Genomic DNA, 17801 nt, shown 5'->3' with positions numbered 1-17801 from the left:
CCCCTTCCTAGACCGTGCCTGGGCGGCCCTCGGGCCCCGACGGCGCCTCAGGGTTCTCCAGCCGGTACCCGAACTGCCTCAGCGTCGTGATACGTACCAGCGAGCCCAGTTTCCGGCGCAGCGCAGCGACATGGACGTCGAGTGTTTTCGTGGGACCGAACCAGTTCTCGTCCCACACCTCGCTCATCAGGACCTCTCGGCTCACCGCTTCCCCCGGGCGCGCGGCGAGCCGTACGAGCAGGTCAAATTCGCGCGGCCGGAGCGCCACCTCGCCCTTTGCCGTGAGGCAGCGCCGGGCCGCTCGGTCGATCACGAGGGAGCCGATCCGGATTTCCGGCGCCGCACCCGGCGTGTGGGGCGCGGCCCGGCGCAGATGCGCGGTGACACGCGCCTGGAGTTCAGCGAGCCGGAACGGCTTGGTCAGGTAGTCGTCGGCACCGCACTCCAGGGCCTGGATGACATCCATCTCACCGGTCCGGGCGGTCAGCACGACCAGGACCGCGTCCGGCGCCTGATCCCGTAGCGTGCGGCAGAGGACGAAGCCGTCGATGTCCGGCAGCCCCAAGTCGACGAGGACCAGATCGGCGGGTGCCTCCTCGATGCACTTGAGCGCTGCGGCGCCGTCACCACACCACCGGCTGTCGTGACCCAGCACCCGAAGCGCCGACGCAAGCCCGCCGCCGATCGTCGGATCGTCCTCGATGACCACGATGCGTGCCACCGGATCACGCTACCGCGACCGGTACAGATGGGTTTATACGCACACGCTGTTCGCTCCTGGACACCCCTCGATGATCGCTCCCGCCACCTGAACACAACCTGAACACCGCCGTCCGCCGTACCGTGCACACCGGGGCACGCGCACGAACCGGTCCATACTGGGCTGATGACCGCTGCCCGCATTCTCGTCGTCGAGGACGACCCCGGCCTGCGCGATGTCCTGGCCCGAGGCCTGCGCGACGAGGACTTCGATGTCGTGACCGCCGCCGATGGCGCCTCGGCCCTCAAAGCCGCCGACAGGACCGTCCACGCGGTCGTCCTCGACATCGGGCTGCCGGACTCGGACGGGCGCGACGTGTGCCAGGCAATGCGCGGAGCGGGCATCGCCGTACCGGTGATCTTCCTAACCGCACACGGCAACCTCACCGACCGGCTCTCGGGCTTCGCTTCCGGCGGCGACGACTATCTTGTCAAGCCCTTCCACCTGAGCGAGCTGGCCGCCCGCGTACGCGCGGTGCCGCACCGCACCGGCCACACCCACGCCCTCGCCGACAGCGCCGACACGGTACGGCTGGACCCTGTACGCCACAGAGTGACTGTGCAGGACTGGCCCATCGCGCTCACGCCCACCGAGTTCCGGCTGCTGGCCCGACTGATGGCCGCCCCCGGAGAGGTGGTGCGGCGCCGCGCGCTGCTGCGGGCCGCCTGGCCGGAGGGCGCCCATGTCAGCGACAACACCCTGGACCAGTACCTGACCCGGCCGCGGCGCAAGCTGCGCGAGGCGGACAGCCCGCAAATCATCAGCACGGTCCGCGGCGTCGGCTACCGCTTCGGATGAAGGCCGACCGTACTACCTTGGCTACCCGACGCCCCCACACCCTGCGCGGACGCCTCGCCCTGATGGTCCTCGCCACCAGCGCGCTGTGGATTGCAGTCCTGACCACTGTGTTCAACTTGGCCCTGGACCAGCGGCTGCACGAACAGGCTGCCGACGTCCTGCGCACCCGGGCCGAGGCAGTGGCGGCCACGGTGGACGTACGCCCCGACGGCCAACTCGTCGTCCGCGAGCCCACCGAGGACAGCGCCCTGGACGCCGGGGTGTGGATCTTCCAGGGCGACCGGGTCATCGAGAAGCCTCCGGCTGCACCGGCCGCCCTCGACGCGCAGGCGCAACAGCTGGCGGACAGCCGCGAGGCGTTCACTGACGCCCGAGGCCCCGATTCCTGGCGGCTGTACTCCTTCCCCCTCGACTCCCCGGCCGTCCGAGGCCACGTACCCACGCAGGCCGGCACCGTGGTCAGCGCCCTGAGCCTCGATCCGTACCGCAACACTGCCGAGACCGCGCTGGTCGGCTCCATCGCACTGGCTGTGCTGCTGCTGGCGACGTTCTACCTGCTCACCCGTCTCGCCGTGCGGCGGGCGCTACGTCCCGTCGCCGCAATGAGCGAACAGGCCACACGGTGGAGCGCGGCGGGCGCACCCGAACGCTTCGGCTCCGAGGGCAGGCCCACCGAACTCGCCGCATTCGCCACCAGCCTCGACGCACTCCTCGACCGACTGGCCGCGGTGCTGCGCCACGAACAGCAGCAGGCTGCCGAGCTCTCCCACGAGCTGCGTACCCCGCTGTCCAGGATCACCGCCGAGACAGACTGGCTTACCGCCCGGCCGCGCAGCGAGCAGGAAACGGCTGATTCGCTGGAGGCCATAGCGGATGCCGCTGCGAGGATGCAGCAGATCTGCGACTCACTGCTCTCCGAGGTCAGGACCCGCAACGCACAGACGCCCGGACGCTGCCGCTTCCCGGAACTCGGCCACCACCTAGCCCGGCTCAGCGCCGCACAGGACCCCGGCGGGGCCCCCGTGGTGACAGTTGTGACGGACCGAACCCTCGCCGGCGGTACGGGCCCGGGCATCGACATCGGCGTCTCGCAGGAGGTCGCCGAACGCATCCTGATACCACTGCTGGACAACGCCCGCCGCTACGCAGTCCGGTCGATCACCCTCGGCTGCATCCAGCGCGCCGGCGCGGTCACGATGTACGTCGCCGACGACGGACCCGGCGTACCCGAGGCGTTTGCCGCCTCGCTCTTCGAACCGGGCCGCCGCGCCAACCCCCGGGACGGGCACGACGGCGCGGGCCTGGGCTTGGCCCTGGCCCGCCGCATGGCCCGCGCCGCGGGCGGCGATATCACGCTGGACACCGCAGCGCCCGGCGCCCGCTTCGAGGTCACCCTTCCTGCGGGCTGACTGCAACCTCCTCCGTCACATCGCGCCGGGTTCGGGTGAGGAAGACGACGAGCCCGAGGATGACCACCAGGAACAGTGCACTGGTCCCCACCGTGCCCAGCCCCAGCCCGCCGTCCGCCACCGGTTGAGACAGATAGTCGCCCAGCGAGGCGCCGAGCGGCCGGGTCAGGACGTATGCGATCCAGAACGACCACACAGCGTTGAAGTCCAGGGTGCGGTGCGCGAGGGCCACGGCGGCGATCAGAGCCGCGAACAACACTGCGGAGAGCCAGTAGCCCAGGTTCAGCTTCTCAGCGGTGAGGTCCCCCGCCGCCGTGCCCAGCGCGAACGTGAACAGGATCGCCAGCCAGTAGAACGCTTCCCGGCGCGTGCTCCGGATGGAGTGGATCGACAGGGTCCGCTCACTCGCGTACCAAGCGATGAAGGTGACGGCGAGGGCCACACCGAAGACCGCCGTCGTGGTCTCCAGCGGAACTCCGAGATTGTCGGTGAGATTGTCACTGATCAGCGTGCCGACCACGCTGATCAGGACCACGGACAGCCAGTACAGGCCCGGCACGTAGACGCGCGCCCTGAACTGGAAGATCAGCGTCACCACCAGCAGCGCGCTCATCAGGTACGAGGTGTTGGTCAGCCCCATGCCCAGGTTGTCGTTGAGTAGATCTGCCGCGGTCTCTCCGACGGTGGTGCACAGCACCTTGATCACCCAGAAGTAGAGCGTCACTTCCGGGACCTTGTTCAGCATCTGCCGCTGCCCGGAGTGCCTACCGGACGCATACGTGTTGGTTGTCATGGAACGGCACGCTGTCAGGGCCGGCCTGAACTTTTCCTGACCGCTCCGAAGGATTCCTTGACGGAGATGTCGGGATTGGCGCGGCGGGACCGGTAGAGGTCGACGTGGGTGCCCAGGTAGCGCAGTGTGTCGTCGATGGCCTTGCGCATGTGGCGATCACAGGTCGACGACCGGACGGGAAGCACCGACCGGCGCCTCCGGATTAGCCAAGACCACGCTGCTGGGCGCCCCTATCGGCCACCTCTCGCAGACCGCCGCGGTCACCCTCGACATCCTTGAGCAGTAGCCCCGTGCCCGGTCCGCCGGAGTGATGGTGGTGGGGGCTACTCGGCTGCCGGCGCCGCGGCCGCCTTCGGGGGCTGGGGTGCCGGTCGGGTGCGTTCGGGGGCGAGGAAGAAGGCCATGACGGGGAGCAGGTACAGGACCCAGACGATCACCTGCAGGAGGGTCGGGTCGGGTTGGAAGTTGAAGACGCCCTTGAGGAGGGTGCCGTACCAGGAGTCCGGGGGGATGGTGGTGCTGATGTCGAAGGCGAGGTGGTTCAGGCCGGGCAGGAAGTTGGCTTCCTGGAGGTCGTGGACGCCGTAGGCGAGGACGCCGGCTGCGACGATGACGAGCATGGCGCCCGTCCAGCGGAAGAACTTGGCCAGGTTGATGCGCAGGGCGCCCTTGTAGAAGAGCCAGCCCAGTACTACGGAGGTGGCAAGTCCCAGGAGGGCGCCGATGAGGGGGCGGATGCCGTCGCCTGTGGCCTGTACCGCGGTCCAGATGAACAGGGAGGTCTCCAGGCCCTCGCGACCGACGGCGAAGAACGAGGTCACCACCAGCGCGCCGGTGCCGACGGCCAGGGCGGCGTCGAGTTTGTCCTGGAGTTCGCTCTTGAGGTGGCGGGCGGTGCGCCGCATCCAGAAGACCATCCAGGTGACCAGAGCGACGGACAGGATGGACAGGGTGCCGCCGAGGGTTTCTTTGGCCCGGAAGGTGAGAGTGGAGGAGCCGAACTGCAGCAGAGCGCCGAAGGCGAGGCTGAGGGCGACGGCAAGGGCTACGCCCGCCCACAGGGGCGGAAGTTGGCGGCGGTTGCCGGTCTTGACGAGGTAGGCGATGAGGATGCAGACGACGAGGCTGGCCTCCAGGCCCTCGCGCAGTCCGATCAGGAAGTTGCCGAACATGAGTGACTGTCTCCTTCGGGCTACTTGACGACCGCGACGGCGAGCTTGGACAGCGGTTCGGCCAGCGCATTCACGTCGTCGGAGAGTTCCTTGCGCTGCGGTTCGGTGACCTTGTCGTAGGAGGTGTACTCGTATCCGCTGCTGCCGGTGCGGTACTTGTCCAGCAGTGTGGTCACGGTGCCGGCGCCGACCAGCAGGTGACGGGGTTTCGCGGACATGGGGGTGCCTCGTTTCACGCGGGGGTCGCAAGTGCCGGGCAAGGGTGCCCGGCCGCCGCGGAGTCTACTTACATGTAGACGGTTAAGAAAGGCTGCCCTTACCTTGTGATGGGCGGTGGGTGCAGGAGGCAGGAGGCGCCGCGAAGGGTGAGGGCCTGGTCGGCGTGTCAGTCGGCGGGGTGCTCGCCCTGGGCGATCTCGACGCCGCGGTGCAAAATGATGGCCCCGGCCAGCGAAGAAGTGGCGGCTGTGGTGCACAGCAGGGCCATGGCCAGCAGTGCGGGGGCGATCCGCCGGGCGGGGCCTGGGTGAGCAGGGCCTTGACCCGGGCGGGGACAGGCCCGGTGACGGCGCCGGCGGCGAGCAAGGACAGTCCGGCCCGCTCGCGGCTCCGGGTAGCGGCCAGTGCCGCGCGCCCGACCGCCTGTGCGGTGAGTGTCCGGTCGCCGGAGGCACGGGCGGCGGCCTCGTCCGCGGCGCGTTCGGCGGCGAACGACACCTGGGGGACGACGGCGGCCAGCGCCGGGTGGACCCATCGATCCGCTCGTGCGGTGCGCCTCGTCCACGACCACCAGGTCGAAGACGTCCATGGGAAGCCCGTACGCGCCCTCGTGCGCCTCGGCCAGCACGGGCAGCGAAGCACAAAAGGTGGCGTAGACGGTCGCCGGCCCTCGGCCGTGCCACAGTGCCACCAGGCGCGGTTCACGGCGCGGGAAGCAGTCGGCGATGTGGGCGGGCGTCGACCGGCGGTCGGCGCCCGCCTGACGAATGGCGTCAGCGGCGCCAGATGACGGCAGAGGTGTTGTTCGCGTCGAGGACCACGTCGCCGCTCCAGGTCAGGAACGACTGCTGGGGGCGGTAGTCCTGGCCGAGGAAGAAGCCCCGGTTGATGCCGGTGACGTGCACAGTGGCGCCGGTGTCGGTGCCGACGACCACACGGTGGGCGCTCACCTCGGCGACGTCGTCGGCCTTGGTGCCGGCGGGCAGCTCGACCGTCGTGGCCGCCGGGAGGTCACGACTGATCGACCAGGTCGGATCGACGTGATTCGACAGGTAGATGGTCTGGCCGGAGACGAGGCGCACACTGAGGGAGACTCCGACCCAGGACGAACCCGTGTTGGCGGGCTGCGTGGTCTTCTTGACCACCGCGTACAGGTAGTTGCGCTGGTTGCTCATTTCCGGTGTGAACGGCGTGGACGCCGAGGGGGCCTCGACCTTGTGCTCGCGGAGCATCTCCTTGGCCATGATCTCGTAGGTCCAAGGGTTGGTGTCCATGAGGTACTCGCGAGGCTGGTCGGCCGGCAGCGTCTGCAGCGTCGACAGGAAGAAGCGCATCGGGTCGTCGACGACGTCGCACATGTTGTTGTTCGACGTGCAGGTCTCCAGCAAGGCGTGGTCGCCTTCGTACTTGCCGCTGAAGTGCAGCGTCTGGTGGCTGGGGGCTTGGTAGGTGTCGCTGCCCGCAACCCGGTTGCCGTGCTCGTCGACCTCGACCGAGTAGATCCATTCGATGTCGGTCGTACGACCCCAACGCGCCATCAGCGCAGGGGTGTTCGTCCCGCCGTCCTCGTTGCTCCACACCACCGAGTAGGTGAGGATCTGGTGGCCTGGAGTGGCTGCCGGGGCGACCTCGTGCCACGCGATGAGCGGCGTGTCAGTGGTCGCGTTCTGGTACGGGCTGCCGAGGTCGGCGAGGTTGCGCCCGTAGACGACGGGGGCATACCGCAGCACCAGGTACTCCGGGCTGTCCGGCGCGTACGTCGTGACTTGCAGTGAGTTCACGAGGGCAGAGGTGGCGGCCGTCGGAGAGCCCTCGTCGGAGAAGTGCATGCGCAGCATGTGTGGGCCTGCGCTGAGGTGACCCAGCGCAAGCTGCCGGTGAAGGGACTGCTCGCCGGAGACGACAAGGTCGGTGGCGTAGTGGCCGTCGACCGAGATCGACACGACCGCCGATTCGGCACCAGCCACGGCCCAGTCCGTGCCCGGCGCCGCAGCGTTCAGGTCGATGACGGCCTCGCCGGTCCTCGGCACGACGACCGGCACCCGCACGTCCGGGTGGTCCCGGCGGACCTCGATGTGCCTCGAGGGGGAACTCCCGCCTGGCAGCGTCTCTGCCGTGGCCGGCGCAGCCAGTCCCGCCACGGCCATGACTGCGGCAATCTGCGCGGTCACCAGTTGGACAAGTCTCATCAATTTCCCTTGATCGCAGGTACTTTCTCGCGAGCCGACAGAGTGGATCGACGTAGACATGCGACGCACGCCCGCGAGCAACACTGACCAGCGACAGGTCTAGTGGCCGAAATTGACTGGCCGATGACGATCTGGGAGCAATCCACTGAACAGCCCGACCAGTTCCCCCTTGGTTTGTGAAGTGGCGAGGCCGCGAAGGCCCGTGATGTGCGCGCGTGATCTCTTCTGTGTGGCCCCTGGACACGGCAGCCTTGCCCTCGAGCTGGATGTACTGCCCCGCCCGCGTCACGCCCACTCGATGCCGAGGTTAGCGAGGGCGGTGAGCTGGTCTTCGGTGAGCTGGTCGCGGCGGCCTTTCTGGTTGCTGCGGAAGACGCCCAGCCGCACCGATGTGCCGTCTGGGAGTTCTTCGACGTGGCCTCTTCCGACCACGGCTTTCCCCTCGCGTTGGATGTACTGCGTGAGGGCTGCCACGCCCCGTTGGAAGGCTTCTGTACCGCGTGCTGCGCCCTTTCCTGCCCCCTGTCTTCGCGTTGGTTCGCGCCGATGCCCTCTGGGGCTGTGCACCAGGTTTCACACCCAACTCACCACGGCGTCGTTGCTGCTCGGGGTTCAGCCGTGCCCAGTCCCGGGTCTGGCTCGCGGTCCAGCGTCCGATGTCGTCGCCGCGGTGGGTGACGCCGGGCTGGATGTCGTCGATGCCGGCACCGCTCTCGAGGAGGGCGGTCAGGCCGGTGTAGTGGCGTTGCCAATCGACGGTCCACCCCAACTGTCCCGGGTTCCAGTCCGGATCGATCGCGACTAGCTGCTCAGCACGCCAGGCCGCACGGCGGACTCGGAGGGGGCACCGTCGAGGCGCGCCGCTTGGTGCTGTTGTCGCGGGCGCTCCAGATCCGCGTGAACGGGGAGGCCAACGGTAGCTGTCGATATGGGGGTGCTGCTGGCTGGTTACTTGTCGGGGCGGGCGCCGTGTGCATAGTGAGGTCGGCACCCGACCGTGGGGAGGTGGGTGCGGAGGGGGGAGCGTGGACAGGTATGCCCACAATGAGTTGACGGTCGTCATCGAAGCGGTGTGCGCCGTGGCCATCAACGCGTCCGTGGTGTTCGGCGTGCGCGGCGTTCCTAGGATCGATGCCGGCGCTGGGTGGCTTCTCGTTTTCTTCATTGCGCTCGACGGTGTGTTCGGGGTGCTCGCCTGTACCCGGTTGAAGTGGCTGGGTGGCGAGAAGCGGGACTTCGAGAGTGCGGTTCCCCTGGCGAACCCCGACACGGTGTTGCCTACGCGGGGCGAGTCTTTCCGCCGCAGCTTCGACTGGGGTTTCTTCGCCTTCCTGGTGGTGCCGTGCCTGGTCCTTGCCCTGGTGTGGGAGCCTCTGGTGGCCCTCTGGCCGCTGGTGTTGGTGCCGGATCGGCTCGCCAAGGGGGCATACGCGACTTACTGGGAGCGGCGCCACGGCGTATTGCTGTGGCGGGGGCAAGTTCCGGATCAGCCCTGGGGAAGGGCCAGTACCTCTATTCATCCGTACGGCAGCCCATGTCCTAGCGGTATTGATCACGAGCATTATTGACACGAGGGTCTTGATCAAAGGCGAAGACCTCCGGTGTGGTGGAGCTGTCTAGTGCCGAATCAGGCAACGTTCGCCCTGTTGGTGATCCGGCGGGGGTCGGGATCGGTGGTGTGACGTTCCTGGATCTTGGGGAGAAAAAACCGGAGCCCTCAAGGGCGGAACCTGTCAGTATCCCCGCATGGAGATCCGTCGGATCACTCAGATCGAGGCCGTCAAGGCGGCCGGGCACCTGTTCGATGATTCCCCTCGGCAGGGGGCGACTGAGCGTTTCCTGGCGGACGAGCGCCACCACCTGCTGATCGCCTACGTCGACAACGTCCCGGCAGGCATGGTCACCGGTGTCGAGATGACGCATCCGGACAAGGGGACCGAGATGTTCCTGTACGAGCTTGGCGTGGACGAGTCGTTCCGCGGGCATGGCGTCGGCCGGACTCTGGTGTCGGCGCTTGCGGACCTGGCGCGCGAACGCGACTGCTACGGCATGTGGGGGATCACGGACGAGGACAACGCGGCGGCACTGGCGACGTACAGACGCGCCGGAGGCATACCGGAAGAGGAGCAAGTGGTGCTCGTCTGGACATTCGATCGGACGTAGATCCACAGGTCGGACCCGCTAGCCGCATCAGGCAGTTGGGACGCGCGGCCCGGGTCCTGCACCCGGCGCGCTTCCCCGCCAAACTGTCTGGGTGGCAGAACGAGTACGCGTCCGTGGGTTCGACGATGACGAGGGCAGACGACTGTTGCGGATCATCCGCCGCGGCTCCAGCTCGGTGGTGACCTGGCGACGCGCACGGATGGTGTTGCTGTCCGCCCAGGGCATGGCCGTAACGAAGATCGCCGAGATGACCTTCACCAGCGCGCACCGGGTCCGGGACGTGATCCACAACTTCAACACCGACGGCTTCGACTCCCTCTACCCGAAGTACCGGGGCGGCCGCCCGAAGACCTTCACCCTGCCCGCGCGACGCGAGATCAAGAAGATCGCCAAGTCCAAGCCGCCGAGCACGGCCTGCCGTTCCCGACCTGGAGCCTGACCAAGTTGGCAGACTTTCTGGTTGCCGAGGGGGTGGTCGACGACATCAGCCACGAGGGCCTGCGCATCCTGCTCCGCGAGGCAGGCGTCTCCTTTCTTTCAACGCATAAAGACCTGGAAGACCTCCCGCGACCCGGACTACGTGGCCAAGAAGGCGCGCGTCGAGCACCTGTACGCGATCGCCGACGGCGAGGTCATGTCCGAGGAAGACGAGCCGGAAGTCGTTTTCTGCCTGGACGAGTTCGGCCCGCTGAACCTCCAGCCGCACCCGGGCCGCCAGTGGGCCGAACGCGGTGGCAAGGGCAAGGACCCCGACCGCGAGCCCAGGCCCAGACGGCGGGCGACCTACACCTGCCCGCACGGGGTCCGGCACCTGTTCGCCGCCTACGACCTGGCCAAGGACAAGCTCTACGGACACATCAAGCCGATCAAGAAGCGGACGTAGTTCCTGGAGTTCTGCCGCTACCTGCGCACCCTCTACCCGGCCGAGATTCGCATCGCGATCGTCTGCGACAGCTTCTCTCCGCACCTGACGACGAAGAAGTGCCAAACTCGCCCAGACCTGGACCATCGCCCGCGACGACCCGCCTGCAGGCATCGGGGATCTCGGCACCTTCGTCCTCACCCACGCCGACCTTCTGTTCACAGAGAAGGCCAACGTCTTCGAGCTCGCGCTCTTCACCGCCGATGGTGCCAAGGAGGACCTGCTGCAGGGCTGGGCCGCCGACCGGCACCGGGTGGGTCGTGTGCGGACGGTGGTGGCGAACGGCTCGTCGGCGGTCGGGCTACCGCCCGCTCACGGCGAATGGTCGGGTGGCCGCGCGGGCCGATCCCTGGCCCGGCCGGTGCAGTGCGCGTAGCCGGCGTCAGAGATCCGTTGCGACGTCGAACAGCAGCGCCCGAAGCCATTCGATGAAGTACTGATCAGCCAGTCGGGGGTTCCAGACCATGTCGATCCCCAGCCCGGGAAGCGGGAACGGGAACTCCTCGATCCGCAGGTCGGCGAGCGTCCTCATGGCGGCGGCCACTTGGTAGCGAAGGAGAGCGACGCCGCCCGCGCGTGCGACCAGGAACGGTACCAGCAGAAAGTCGGAGATCAACTGGCCGACGCGGTAGGTGACACCCTTTTCCTCGAGCACCGAATACGGGAAGACTCGCCGATCGGTGTCGACGACGATGTGCCGCTGTGTGGTCAGGAGGTCGAGCGGGCTTGCTTCCGGTGGCGTGTCCGGTGAGGCCACCACCACACAGCGGTCGTTGTACAGTCGCTCGCGCGGGTACGGCGAGAAGTGCCCCTCGGAGAGCAGCACCACGTCGACGCCCTTGTCGGTGAAGGTGGCCTCGGTCGGCACCGTGATCGTACGCAGACGCAACGTGGCGTGCGGAGCACGCTCGGCAATGAGCCGCGTCAGTTGAGGGCCGACGACGAACGCTGTGCTGTTCGTCATGGCGATGGTGATGACGCGCCGATCCGTGGCGGGGTCGAAGCAGGGCAAGTTCACGACGTGTGCCGTCTGTTGCAGGGCACTACGTAGCGGCGCGATCAGCTCCAGCGCGCGCGGGGTCAGCGTGATGCCTGTCCCTTGTCGGACGACGAGGTCGTCACCCAGCAGACGCCGCATTCTTGTGAGGGCGTGACTCATCGCCGGTTGTGACAGACCGACTCGCTCCGCCGCCTTGGTCACCGAACACTCCTCGAGGAGTGCGAGGAGGGGCACCAACAGATTGAGGTTGACCGATGCCAGTCGATCCAACCCCGAACCCGTGGTGCCCTCTTCGTCGTCGCCCATGGAGCAGACCTTATGCGGCCGCCCGGGTCATACGACGCAGCCGGGGGATCGGGATCCGGTAGTTGAGCGCCGCGGCCACACCGGTTCCGCCATCGTGCGACCAGCGCATCAACGCCGGTCCACCACCGGGCCCTCCGTCGACGTACGCCGGTTCCCCTTCCAGCGGTAGACAGCCCACCGCCTTGAGGCGCAGTCCGAACTGCTCGGTCCAGAAGTACGGCTGAAACTGGAGCGGCGGCGCATCGTCGCCGCGAACAAGTGCTCTTGCGGCGACCTTCGCCTGCTCGATCGCGCTACTCCAGAGGGGGAGGCGGCGCAGGCCGTACGGAGTAGGGAAGGCTGCGAGGTCTCCGACGGCCGCGACGTCGGGGCGGACAAGCCCACGCGAGTCGACCGGGATGGCGCCCTTCGCCGCAAGTCCTGTGCGCGCGAGCCACTCCGTGTTGGGGACGTCGCCGACGGCGGTGATGAGAGTCTCCGCCTCGAGGACCGCGCCATCGTCAAGTACGACCCGAGCGCTGCCCTCACGCCGTTCGAGCCGTGCCGATCCGGTCTCGACGATGGTGAGACCTAGGTCCAGCGCAGCCTTGACGAAGACGCCGGCGAGGTACGCACCGAGCTGGACAATCAGTGGCACCCCTTGGGAGACGAGGGTGACCTGACAGCCGGCGGCCAAGCACCCCGAGGCGATCTCCATTCCGAGCGGGCCTCCGCCGACCACGATGACCGACGGCCGACCCGCCAGCCGGCTACGCAGGGACAGCGCGTCATCGAGTCCACGCAAGGTGAGCTCCTCGGGAAGGTCGGACAACCGTCGCGCCCGGGAGCCAGTGGCAAGGACGACGCGGTCGTACGGCACAGCCGTACCGTCGTCGAGAGTGACGAGCCGACGATCGAGGTGGAGTCCGGTCGCACGTACGCCCAGAAGTTCCGTCGCCCCGTGGCCGGTCGGCGGCAGCTCGTGCGACGACATGTCATCGCCGTCGAGCAGGAGCGCCTTCGACAGAGCCGGGCGGCTGTACGCCGGGTGCGGTTCGTCGCCGACGATGGTCAGCTCGCCATCGAAGCCGGCCTCCCGGAGCGTATCGGCCGCGGTGAGCCCGGCAATCCCGTTGCCGACAACAACGACGCGGTCCATCGTGCCTGCGCTCATGCGATCCTCAGCGCTGCGACAGGACACACTCGGACAGCGGCGTTCGCCAGGGCGGCGTCGGCTTCGTCGACCTGCTCGCGGTCGAGCACGAGCTCGCCATCGTCGTCGAGGTGCATGAGTTGTGGGGCAGTCTCTTCACACAGGCCGTGGCCCTCACAGCGGGGGCGGTCAAGAACGATCTTCATGCGGGAACCACTTCCAGGACGGGGAGCTCCTCGATGCTCCGGGTGATGTTGCTGGGAACACGGACCTCGGGTCCGAGGACGAGGCGCTTTACGCGCCGGGAAAGCGCTTCGATCACAGCGTGAGCCTCCAGGCGGGCGAGTCCTTGGCCCGCGCAGCCGTGAGGGCCGTAGCCGAACGAGAGATGGTCGATCGGATTGCGTTCAACGAGGAAGGCATTCGGGTTCTCGTAGCGCCGGGCGTCGCGGTTGCCGGCGCCGAACAGGATCGCGATCTGCGCACCTGCTGGGATGACGGCCCCGTCGATGTCGACGTCCTTGGTGGCGCGGCGGCCCCAGGCGTGGACGGGAGCCCAGAAGCGCAGCACCTCGTTGAATGCCGCCGGCACCAGCGAGGGGTCCTTGCGGATCAGGTCGAGCTGCTCGGGGTGCGAGCCGAAGAGGGCGACGATGTTGCCGATCGCCGCCACGGTGGTGTCGACGCCGGCACCGAGGTACTGGTGGATGATGTGGCCGGCCGTGTTCGGCGGAATGGTGCCACGCGCCTCGGCGTCAAAGATGCCGCGACCCACGGACCCTTCCGTCAGGTCAGTGGCCCTGACCTGGGAGCACCAGCTGTAGAGCTCGCCGGCGATCGGGAAGCTCTCGGCCGTGCGCTGGTTCAGCGGACCGAGGACCTGCATGGCGGCCTGCCCCCAGCGCAACATGTTGTCGCGCACGTGGCCCGTGAAACCGATCAGGTCCGCTACGACCTCCAGCGGGAATGCTCGAGCGAGGGCGTCGATCGCCTCGAAGGTGCCCTTCTCGACAAGCTCTGCGACGAGAGCGTCCGCCTTCACCTCGATTCGCCCCTTCACGCCACGCAGCGCACGCGGCGAGAGGTTCTCGGTGAGCGTGGCGCGCAGTTGGGTGTGCATCGGCGGATCGGACGCGAGCGAGGTACCGGTGAGCGCCTCGTTGGCCATCGGGTTGAACCCGATCGAGGCCGAGGAGAACGACTCCCAGTCCGCGAGTGCGCCACGGATGGCGTCGTACCGCGTCAGCACATGGACATCATTCTTCCGGAGGTGGACGACGGAGCCCTGTTCCCGCAGTTCGGCGTAAACGGGGTAGGGATCGCGCACGACCTCGTCGGCGAAAAGGTCGATGTCGGAGGTAGGTGGTGTGGTCATGCCCTCAGTGAAGTGGTCGGCCTCACATCCAACAAATGAATGATTTACATGCAGCAATATGCATGGCATTCATGCTCGTCGCCCCTTCTGCGACGGCGGACCCATCCGGGTCCGGGCAGAAGGTTCCGCGACGACCTCGAGGAGATGCTCCCGAGGCCGTGCCCATCACGGTCGACGACGAGGTCGCCGCCTCGATCGACTTCGTCGCGCCGGACCTACGCCGCACGCACCTGGCATCGGCCCTTCAGGCGGCGCTCAGGGCGTCGCGGGGAGTCTTCGCCAGCCCGGCCTGAGCGGCCGCCGATCGGTCGATCCCGGATGATCGCCTCACTCTCCGTGCATTGTTTTTTCTTGATGTTCATTTCATTGACGTCATGTAAATCGAATGGCTACTGTGACCGCAGCCACTGGGTGCTGTGCACCCCACCCCGAACATGTGAGGGCAGGCATGAGCGTCAAGAGCAACACCGTGAACACCGTCCTGGGCCCGGTGCCGACCGAGGAACTGGGCGTCGTCTCGGTCCACGAGGCGCTGCTGTCGGTGGTCCCGGGCGCGGAGTACGCCTTCGACATCACCATGGACCGCGCGGAGATCTTCGAGACCCTCGCCGCGAAGCTGAAGGACTTCCGCGCCCACGGCGGCGGCACGATCGTCGACAGCACCGGCATGTTCCACGGCCGGGATGTCCGGCTGTACGAGACCCTCTCCCGCACGACCGGCGTGCACATCGTCGCCTCGACTGGTCAGGGCCCGGAGGAACTGCTCGGCGGCTACTTCCTCACGCCGCAGACCAACCCGCCGACCCCGTGGCCGGCCGAGAAGTTCGCCGACCTCTTCACCAAGGAGGTTGCCGAGGGCATGGTGGTCCCCCGCGTGGAGCGACGAGGCGCCGCCGGCCTGGTAGCCACCGGCGCGACCGTCGAGGGCATGACCGCGACCGACGAGAGTCTGTTCCGCGGTGCGGCCCGGACTGCCCTGAGCACCGGTGTCGCGGTCTCCATCCGCTACGGGAGCGACGCCGTCCAGGATCTCGAAGTCGTCCTGGACGAGAATCTGCCGGCCGACCGCGTCGTCGTCGGCGGACTCGACCGCAACGACGCCGTCGCCACGGGCGCGCCTCTGGAGATCACCCGCCGCGGCGCCTACGTCGCACTCGACCACGTCGGTGTGCAGGACGAGGCTCACATCGCCGATGCCGAGCGCGCCGCCCTGGTCGTCGGCCTCGTGCAGGCCGGCTTCGGCAACCGGATCCTGCTCTCGAGCAACGCAACCGGGGTGGCAAAAGGCCACCCCGGCAACGACCTGCCGTACAGCTACGTCCTGACCACCTTCGTCCCGCTCCTGAAGGCACAGGGTCTCAGCGACGAGGACACACGGCGGATTCTCGTGGAAAACCCGCGCGACCTGCTGTCGATGCGCTGAGTGCGCCGGCGCGAACGACCATCAAGTCTCTTTCTTCAAAGGTGAGTGTTGTGTCGAGAGTGAACACCGTCCTGGGGCCGATCCCGGCCGAGGAGCTGGGTCCCGTGGCCATCCATGAGCACATTGGCTACGGCATGCCCGGCTCCGAGCTGGACATGAAGTGGTGGAAGACCCCCGAGCAGCGATACGAGGAGACCGTCCCGAAGCTTCGCAGGTTCCACGAACACGGCGGCGGCACCTTCGTCGACGTGACCGGGATCTGCAACGGGCGTGACGTCGACTACTACAAGTCGCTGTCTGCCAAGACCGGCGTCCACATCGTCGCCTGCACCGGCTTCGTCGGCGGCGACACCGCCCTGCGGCACTTCGCCCGGGCCGGCGTGGACTACCTGACCCAGCAGTTCGTCCACGAGATCACCGTCGGCATCGGCAACACCGGCAGCCTCGCCGGTGTCATCAAGGTCGGGGTGAGCCGCGGCGGCCGTATGACGGACTTGGACAAGCGCGTCTACCGCGCCGCGGCCCGCGCCTCGCTCACCACAGGAGTGCCGATCCTGACCCACCTCGCGATCGACGCCGAGAACGCGATCGCGATCTTCAACGAAGAGGGCCTTCCCCTGGACCGCGTCCTGTTCGGGCACGTCGACGACGGTGTGAACGCCGACAAGACGCGCGACACCTGGATCGCGGAGCAGGGCGGTCGCATCGGCTTCGACACCTTCGGCTACGAGACCGAGCTGCCGGACCCACCGTTCTGGGCCCGCCCCCGCAAGGAGCGGCTGGACCACTTCCTCCGGTTCATCGGCGACGGCCGGCTGAAGCAGGTCCTCGCCTCCGCCGACGCCAACTGCAGCCCGCTGGGCTGGCCGGGCGTGAAGGGACACACCGTCAACTACATCTTCGAGGACCTCATCCCGGACCTCCGCGCTGCCGGTCTCGACGAGGCCGCCATCAAGACGATCTTCGTCGACAACCCGGCCGACTTCCTGACCATCCAGAAGTAGAGAGAACCATCATGCAGCTCTCAGACCTGAAGAACCTGAAGATCGCCATCGTCGGAGCGGGCTACGGCGGCGCGGCGGCGGCCAAGGCCCTGAGCCTGCTCGGTGCCGACGTCACCGTCTACGAGCAGGCGAACCAGATCCGTGAGGTCGGCGCCGGCATCGGTCTGCGTCCTTCCACCATGAACCGGTTCCGCCAGTGGGGAGTCTTCGATGCGATCGCGAAGGTGAGCTCGCCGAGTGACTGCTTCGAAATCCTTACAGCCACCGGCGAGCCGATGATGAAGGAGGCGTGGCCGGGGATCCACGACTTCGCTGAGGAGACCAAGACCCACCTGATCCACCGTGGTGACTTCATCGACGCTCTCCTGGGCGTGCTCCCCGAGGGCATGGTGCACCTCGGTCACAAGCTGGAGACCATCCGGAAGAAGGGCGACGGCTCCGTCCTCACCTTCGCCAACGGCGAGACCGTCGAGGCCGACCTGGTCGTCGGTGCCGACGGCATCAAGTCGGTGGTGCGCCGGCAACTGTTCAGCGACAAGGGCCCGGTCTTCTCGGGTGAGCACGCCTACCGCGCGGTCATCTCAGCCGACGACGCCTACGGGATGGTCGTCGACGACAACCTGCGGATGTACATCGGCAGCGGCACGAAGATCTACCTGCTTCCGCTGCGCCACCGCAACCAGGTGTCGTTCGACATCACCGCCCTGTGCGCGGACGACACCTGGGCACCGAAGGTCACGAAGGACGACCTCCTGGCGACGGTGAACGGCTTCGACGAGCGCCTCGTGAACATCACGCGCGACCTCGACATGGACACCGTGAACATCCGCGCGGTCTACGACATCGACCCGGTCGACACGTGGCACTCGGACTCCGTAGTCCTCGTGGGCGATGCGGCTCATTCGATGCTGCACCACCAGGGCCAGGGCGCGAACTCGGCCATCGAGGACGCCGGCGCGCTCGCCGACGCCCTGCGGCAGTCGGACTCCCTGAAGGAGGGGCTGGTCCTGTACCAGGCCACCCGCAAACCGGTGACCGACAAGCTGCAGCAGATCTCGCGTCAGGGGTGGACCGAGGACGAGATCAATGACGTCTTCCCCGGGCAGAAGCCCGCGGCTGCCGCGACGAAGGAGTGA

Annotated in this window: 18 protein-coding genes and 2 pseudogenes; 9 read left to right on the top strand and 11 right to left on the bottom strand. The window is 67.6% G+C overall.

The window, feature by feature from the left end:
* Positions 1-7: 7 nt before the first annotated feature.
* Positions 8-721 (bottom strand): response regulator transcription factor, encoded by a 714-nt coding sequence (locus ACWCP8_RS30280; RefSeq protein WP_451119319.1) that lies wholly within the window; start codon positions 719-721, stop codon positions 8-10.
* Between the two features lie 165 nt (positions 722-886).
* On the opposite strand from ACWCP8_RS30280, the gene ACWCP8_RS30275 reads away from it, so the two are divergent.
* Together ACWCP8_RS30275 and ACWCP8_RS30270 are read left to right on the top strand one after the other, a co-directional pair.
* Entirely contained in the window at positions 887-1558 is a 672-nt protein-coding gene (locus ACWCP8_RS30275; RefSeq protein ID WP_451119317.1) for a response regulator transcription factor, read from the top strand.
* Between the two features lie 17 nt (positions 1559-1575).
* Positions 1576-2967 carry an ATP-binding protein gene (locus tag ACWCP8_RS30270; protein WP_451119315.1) on the top strand — a complete coding sequence of 464 codons (1392 nt, stop codon included), beginning with the start codon at positions 1576-1578 and terminating at the stop codon, positions 2965-2967.
* Here ACWCP8_RS30270 and ACWCP8_RS30265 read toward each other — a convergent pair.
* From ACWCP8_RS30265 to ACWCP8_RS30240, 6 genes and pseudogenes are all read right to left on the bottom strand, one after another.
* Positions 2948-3760, bottom strand: coding sequence for a COG4705 family protein (locus ACWCP8_RS30265; protein ID WP_382843572.1), 813 nt, complete (start codon positions 3758-3760; stop codon positions 2948-2950). The two genes, ACWCP8_RS30270 and ACWCP8_RS30265, sit on opposite strands and share 20 nt — an antisense overlap.
* A 14-nt stretch (positions 3761-3774) precedes the next feature.
* Positions 3775-3909 (bottom strand): hypothetical protein, encoded by a 135-nt coding sequence (locus ACWCP8_RS30260; protein WP_352269760.1) that lies wholly within the window; start codon positions 3907-3909, stop codon positions 3775-3777.
* A gap of 174 nt (positions 3910-4083) precedes the next feature.
* Positions 4084-4932 carry an iron uptake transporter permease EfeU gene (gene efeU / locus ACWCP8_RS30255; protein ID WP_451119312.1) on the bottom strand — a complete coding sequence of 283 codons (849 nt, stop codon included), beginning with the start codon at positions 4930-4932 and terminating at the stop codon, positions 4084-4086.
* Positions 4933-4952: 20 nt separating this feature from the next.
* Positions 4953-5108 (bottom strand): annotated as a pseudogene (locus ACWCP8_RS30250) (iron uptake system protein EfeO); the annotation flags it as partial.
* A gap of 816 nt (positions 5109-5924) precedes the next feature.
* Positions 5925-7340: a hypothetical protein gene (locus ACWCP8_RS30245; RefSeq protein ID WP_451119310.1), complete on the bottom strand. Its 1416-nt coding sequence runs from the start codon at positions 7338-7340 to the stop codon at positions 5925-5927.
* Positions 7341-7625: 285 nt separating this feature from the next.
* Complete coding sequence (locus ACWCP8_RS30240; protein WP_451119308.1) at positions 7626-7907, bottom strand: Helicase associated domain protein; 282 nt, start codon at positions 7905-7907, stop codon at positions 7626-7628.
* A gap of 458 nt (positions 7908-8365) precedes the next feature.
* On the opposite strand from ACWCP8_RS30240, the gene ACWCP8_RS30235 reads away from it, so the two are divergent.
* The 3 genes and pseudogenes from ACWCP8_RS30235 to ACWCP8_RS30225 form a co-directional block, all read left to right on the top strand.
* Entirely contained in the window at positions 8366-8908 is a 543-nt protein-coding gene (locus ACWCP8_RS30235; protein WP_451119306.1) for a hypothetical protein, read from the top strand.
* Positions 8909-9086: 178 nt separating this feature from the next.
* On the top strand, positions 9087-9503 hold the full coding sequence (locus tag ACWCP8_RS30230) for a GNAT family N-acetyltransferase (protein ID WP_451119304.1): 417 nt from the start codon (positions 9087-9089) through the stop codon (positions 9501-9503).
* A 91-nt stretch (positions 9504-9594) separates the two neighbouring features.
* A pseudogene (locus ACWCP8_RS30225) lies at positions 9595-10491 on the top strand (IS630 family transposase); the annotation flags it as partial.
* 316 nt (positions 10492-10807) lie between these two features.
* Here ACWCP8_RS30225 and ACWCP8_RS30220 read toward each other — a convergent pair.
* Genes ACWCP8_RS30220 through ACWCP8_RS30205 form a run of 4 tightly spaced genes read right to left on the bottom strand, consistent with a single transcriptional unit; the run spans position 10808 to position 14238 of the window.
* Positions 10808-11731, bottom strand: a complete 924-nt coding sequence (locus ACWCP8_RS30220) for a LysR family transcriptional regulator (protein WP_451119302.1) — start codon at positions 11729-11731, stop codon at positions 10808-10810.
* 10 nt (positions 11732-11741) lie between these two features.
* Positions 11742-12884: an NAD(P)/FAD-dependent oxidoreductase gene (locus ACWCP8_RS30215; RefSeq protein WP_451119300.1), complete on the bottom strand. Its 1143-nt coding sequence runs from the start codon at positions 12882-12884 to the stop codon at positions 11742-11744.
* Entirely contained in the window at positions 12881-13069 is a 189-nt protein-coding gene (locus ACWCP8_RS30210; protein ID WP_352269749.1) for a ferredoxin, read from the bottom strand. The genes ACWCP8_RS30215 and ACWCP8_RS30210 overlap by 4 nt, the downstream gene beginning before the upstream one ends.
* Positions 13066-14238, bottom strand: a complete 1173-nt coding sequence (locus ACWCP8_RS30205) for a cytochrome P450 (RefSeq protein WP_451119298.1) — start codon at positions 14236-14238, stop codon at positions 13066-13068. Before ACWCP8_RS30205 ends, ACWCP8_RS30210 begins: the two co-directional genes overlap by 4 nt.
* 158 nt (positions 14239-14396) lie before the next feature.
* Here ACWCP8_RS30205 and ACWCP8_RS30200 point away from each other — a divergent pair, with 158 nt between their 5' ends.
* The 4 genes from ACWCP8_RS30200 to ACWCP8_RS30185 all read left to right on the top strand — a co-directional run bounded on the left by ACWCP8_RS30200 (position 14397) and on the right by ACWCP8_RS30185 (position 17801).
* Complete coding sequence (locus ACWCP8_RS30200; RefSeq protein ID WP_451119296.1) at positions 14397-14531, top strand: hypothetical protein; 135 nt, start codon at positions 14397-14399, stop codon at positions 14529-14531.
* A 155-nt stretch (positions 14532-14686) separates the two neighbouring features.
* On the top strand, positions 14687-15661 hold the full coding sequence (locus tag ACWCP8_RS30195) for a phosphotriesterase family protein (RefSeq protein ID WP_451119294.1): 975 nt from the start codon (positions 14687-14689) through the stop codon (positions 15659-15661).
* 50 nt (positions 15662-15711) lie between these two features.
* Positions 15712-16665: a phosphotriesterase family protein gene (locus tag ACWCP8_RS30190; RefSeq protein WP_451119292.1), complete on the top strand. Its 954-nt coding sequence runs from the start codon at positions 15712-15714 to the stop codon at positions 16663-16665.
* A gap of 11 nt (positions 16666-16676) precedes the next feature.
* Positions 16677-17801 carry an FAD-dependent monooxygenase gene (locus tag ACWCP8_RS30185; protein ID WP_451119290.1) on the top strand — a complete coding sequence of 375 codons (1125 nt, stop codon included), beginning with the start codon at positions 16677-16679 and terminating at the stop codon, positions 17799-17801.

The organism is Streptomyces sp. NPDC002206 (assembly GCF_053593595.1).
This window is presented reverse-complemented; position numbering and strand designations above follow the sequence as displayed.